The organism is Mycobacterium sp. NGS67, assembly GCF_059812185.1.
Genome location: NZ_JCALCF010000066.1, coordinates 1 through 3,653 on the forward strand (window position 1 = coordinate 1; position 3,653 = coordinate 3,653).

The window sequence follows — 3,653 nt, forward strand, 5'->3', positions numbered from 1 at the left end:
GGAACTCACCATCGACTATGCGACATTCGATGACTACGACGGACAAATGACCTGCCAGTGCAACACCGCTTCCTGCCGGCGCGTGATCGACGGACACGACTGGCGCCGGCGCGACCTCCAACGCAAGTACCACGGATTTTTCTCGTGGTACCTCCAGCGCAAGATCACCGAAATGCCGAGCGAAACAGGCTAATTGCTAGTGACCAGGCGCGGACGTCAAGCCAGCTCGATCAGAGCGGGTCAGGGATGGCCCAGGGACTTCCAGTACCGGACCGAGCGCTCTACCGCGTCTTCGAAACCGACTGCCGCATAGAAGGAGTGCGCTCCGTCTCGCTCGGGCCGGCGCGCACTCGAGACCTCGATCAGCTGGCAATTCCACTCCTGCGCCACGTCCTCGGCGGCGCCAAGGAGGGCGCGGGCGATGCCCTGGCCCCGCCGGTCGGCCGCCACTACCAGCGCCGTAATCCGCGCAAACGGGTTTCCTTCGGCCAGCTGCGGCACACGGTGCAGCGCGATCAAACCACCGGGGGTAATCAAGACGCAGTCCGAGCTGTCAAGGCTGCCCAGGCGGTCCTCGACCTCGGCGGCGGTCGCCGGATAGCCGAGCTCACTCAGCAGTGCCGCGATCGTGGGCGCGTCGGTGGCCCGTGCTCGTCGGATCTGCATGGGGCAAGTCTGCCAGCCCGCCGAGGTGCGGTGACTCAAGCGGCGGCAATTAACGCCGGTCTGATCGGCTGGTTAGGAGCGCCAAGCGCATCGGGCTACCCGATAGAAATTGCCGCCGGCCACAGCCGCGATGTCGGCGGCGGCCCATCCCCGCCGAGCGAGATGCTGTTCGAGCTTCAGCAGTGTTTCGGGCGGCATCCACTGAATCGGCCCCCACCGGGTATAACTGTCGTCGAACAGGTGAGCGTTGCGGGACAATTCGTCGACCACGTCCGCGTAGTCGAATGAGAAGTCGGTACTGACGCCGACGTGGTCAATGCCGACCAGTTCGACGGCGTATTCCAAGTGCCGTGTCATCGAGTCCAGGGTGGGGGTATTGGGTCCCAAAAAGATGCCTACTCCGGTGATTCCGATAACGCCGCCGGTGGCCGCACAGGCCCGGGCTTGGTCGTCGGTGATGTTGCGGGGGTGATCCCAAACCGCGCGCATGCATGAGTGGCTGTAAACGACTGGGCCGGTTGAGGCTTCACACATGTTCAGGCCGGTGCGGGCGCTGCAATGCGATCCGTCAGGAACAATGCCGACGTTATTCAGCTCGGCAACGACTGCACGGCCCCAGCTGGTCAGGCCGCCATCGATGCTGTCTAGGCAGCCACTGCCGGCACGATTGGCGTGGTTGTAGGTGGGCAGCAGGGTGCGCACCCCGTGGCTGGCTAGGGCCGCCAGATTGTCCAGGTTCTCATCGAGTGGGCGCGAGTCTTCAAGGTCAAACACCACCGCGACGCCGCCGGCGCCGGTAATCGCCTCAACATCGTCGATGCTGGCCGCCAACTCCAGGGCCGGGTGGGCGTCGACCGCGGCGCGATAATGACGCAGCAGCGCCATCGCGTCTTCGAAGCTGTGGGGCGAATACCCGGCGTTGACCGATACCAATACCCCCGCGCGGTGGTGATAGCGGATCAGCGGATCGACGTCGGTATCGGTCCGCAGCGGCAGACAGGTGTGCTGGTCCCACAGAAGCGACGGCATGGACACCCATATTGCAGCACCGAGACGATGCTCTCAACGATGGCCGCCTAAACGTCCTAGACACACCGTCCAGAACATAAACGGCCAGTTCAAACGGCATATTTCAAGATCAGGGTCGAGATAACCGCCGCCACGACTTGGTCTCCGAACACGTCGCCCCAGCGGGCGAAGGGCAGGTTCGAGGTCAGGATCAGCGAGGCGTGTTCAAGGCGCACACCGCCATGAAGTCCAGTCCCGCTGGTATCGACGGGCCCTCCGCCAGGCTGTTCGGAGCACACGGTGACTGCTCGGCACATCTTCGTAGACGAGACCAAGCACCGTGACTATTTGATGGTGGCGGCGGTCGTGTTGGGAGAGGATCTGACGTCGGCTCGCGCTGTCGTTCAGGAGCTTCTCAATCCCGGACAGCGCCGTCTCCATATGAAGGACGAGGGTGTGCGAGGGTGGGTGGGCCGCCTGTCAGACTATGGATGCCCGACCGGTGTTTGGCAGGCGGCCCGACACGGGAAGGGCGGTGTTGACGATTGCAAAGTTGTCGCGGGGTCGATCGTTTATTACAACGACACCGCGGCCGCGGCGGGGTTGGCCGCGAAGGATGCCCGGCGGGCGAAGGGGGGGGGGGGGTGGGGGAGTAGTACTACGCCCTGACCCCGGTGGGTGTGCGCCCGGCGATGCCCGCGGGGGGGGGGCAAGTCCAGGAACGTGGTGTACGACGTAGTGTTGGAGTTCAACCGCTCAGGTCGCCGAGCAGCGTCGCGTGTAGGGCCGACGTCACCCCCAGCCCCGCCCGGCCCCGCCGGTGCCGCCTGCACCGCCGATGCCGAACAGTGTGGCGCCTTGGCCGCCGGCCCCGCCGGTGCCCCCGGTGCCGCCGGTGCTGCCGTCACCGGTGCCGCCACCGGCGAAGGTGCCTGCTGTACCCAAGGAGCCTGCTGCTCCGGTGCCGCCGACTCCACCGGCCTGCCCGAAGCGCACCGGCTACGACGCGGTCCTGGCCGGGGCGAGCCCCGGGCGGCTGCGGGAGGTGATCACGGCGCTGATTATGGCAGGTGTTAAACGGTCGCCCGGCGGATACATGGATGCCATGTCGATGCCGGGCTGGGGCATCCTACGAACGTTTGTGGTGGTCCCGGCGAACAATGAGATCGTAGACCTACCGCAATGCCTACGCGCCATCACCGCGGCCGCGCGCGCCGACACCGACAGAGATCGTCGTAGTGCTGGACTCCTGCGATGACGGCAGTGAACAGCTGGCCGCCGCGCGGTGCGGCGCCGACGTGCATTTCATCGCCGTGAACGCCGGAAATGTTGGTGCGGCCCGCGCCGCCGGGTTTGATTACGCCCGCACCCTTGACACGCACACGGAGCTGGGGCGGATGTGGTATGCCACTACTGACGCCGACAGCACCGTGGACGCGGATTGGCTGGCGCGCATGCTTGATCCGCACCGGCACGGTGGGGCCGACATGGTGCTCGGGGTGGTCCGCATCCCGGTGTGGCGGGACTTTCCGGCCGCGGTCGCGCACCGCTACCAGCGTGAGTACCACCGGGCCGGGTCGGGACACGATCACGTGCACGGGGCGAACATGGGGTTCCGAGCCGGCGCGTACTGGAAACTGGATGGCTTTCGGAGCCTGGCCACCGGTGAAGACGTGGATTTGGTGCGGCGGTTCGAGGCGGCCGGCCTGCGTGTCGACCGGGACGCGGCCCTGTCGGTTGCCACCTCCGATCGCCGCCAAGGCCGAGCCCCGGGCGGGTTCGCCCACCATCTACGCACATTGGCCGCAACATTGGAATCCGACTGCGATGCGTCGGGGGTGGTGTCGTGAGTGCTGAGCTGGTCAGGCAGTGGCTGGCGACAGGAGCGCTGGATCTTCCACTGCCCGGGCGCGGAGACACCGCGCGACGCTGGCGGCGGTTAGCCGCCTTGGCGGAAACCGATACCACCGCGGGCGTCC

The 3,653-nt window shown here is 66.2% G+C and carries 6 protein-coding genes; 2 read left to right on the forward strand and 4 right to left on the reverse strand.

Annotated features, from left to right (window positions below; translation table 11 throughout):
- Positions 1 to 193 (forward strand): hypothetical protein (locus AC5Y4D_RS27145; RefSeq protein WP_500038748.1); only part of this gene is annotated, 193 nt, incomplete at its 5' end.
- Positions 194 to 240: 47 nt separating this feature from the next.
- Here AC5Y4D_RS27145 and AC5Y4D_RS27150 read toward each other — a convergent pair.
- The 4 genes from AC5Y4D_RS27150 to AC5Y4D_RS27165 all read right to left on the reverse strand — a co-directional run bounded on the left by AC5Y4D_RS27150 (position 241) and on the right by AC5Y4D_RS27165 (position 2,619).
- Positions 241 to 666, reverse strand: coding sequence for a GNAT family N-acetyltransferase (locus AC5Y4D_RS27150; RefSeq protein ID WP_500038749.1), 426 nt, complete (start codon positions 664 to 666; stop codon positions 241 to 243).
- A gap of 72 nt (positions 667 to 738) precedes the next feature.
- On the reverse strand, positions 739 to 1,695 hold the full coding sequence (locus AC5Y4D_RS27155; RefSeq protein WP_500038753.1) for a dipeptidase: 957 nt from the start codon (positions 1,693 to 1,695) through the stop codon (positions 739 to 741).
- Between the two features lie 89 nt (positions 1,696 to 1,784).
- Positions 1,785 to 1,910 (reverse strand): ATP-binding protein, encoded by a 126-nt coding sequence (locus tag AC5Y4D_RS27160; RefSeq protein WP_500038750.1) that lies wholly within the window; start codon positions 1,908 to 1,910, stop codon positions 1,785 to 1,787.
- Positions 1,911 to 2,466: 556 nt separating this feature from the next.
- A complete protein-coding gene (locus tag AC5Y4D_RS27165) occupies positions 2,467 to 2,619 on the reverse strand; it encodes a hypothetical protein (RefSeq protein ID WP_500038751.1) in 153 nt (50 codons plus the stop codon).
- Between the two features lie 293 nt (positions 2,620 to 2,912).
- Between AC5Y4D_RS27165 and AC5Y4D_RS27170 the strand changes: the two genes are divergently transcribed.
- Positions 2,913 to 3,524: a glycosyltransferase family 2 protein gene (locus AC5Y4D_RS27170; RefSeq protein WP_500038752.1), complete on the forward strand. Its 612-nt coding sequence runs from the start codon at positions 2,913 to 2,915 to the stop codon at positions 3,522 to 3,524.
- Positions 3,525 to 3,653: the final 129 nt, after the last annotated feature.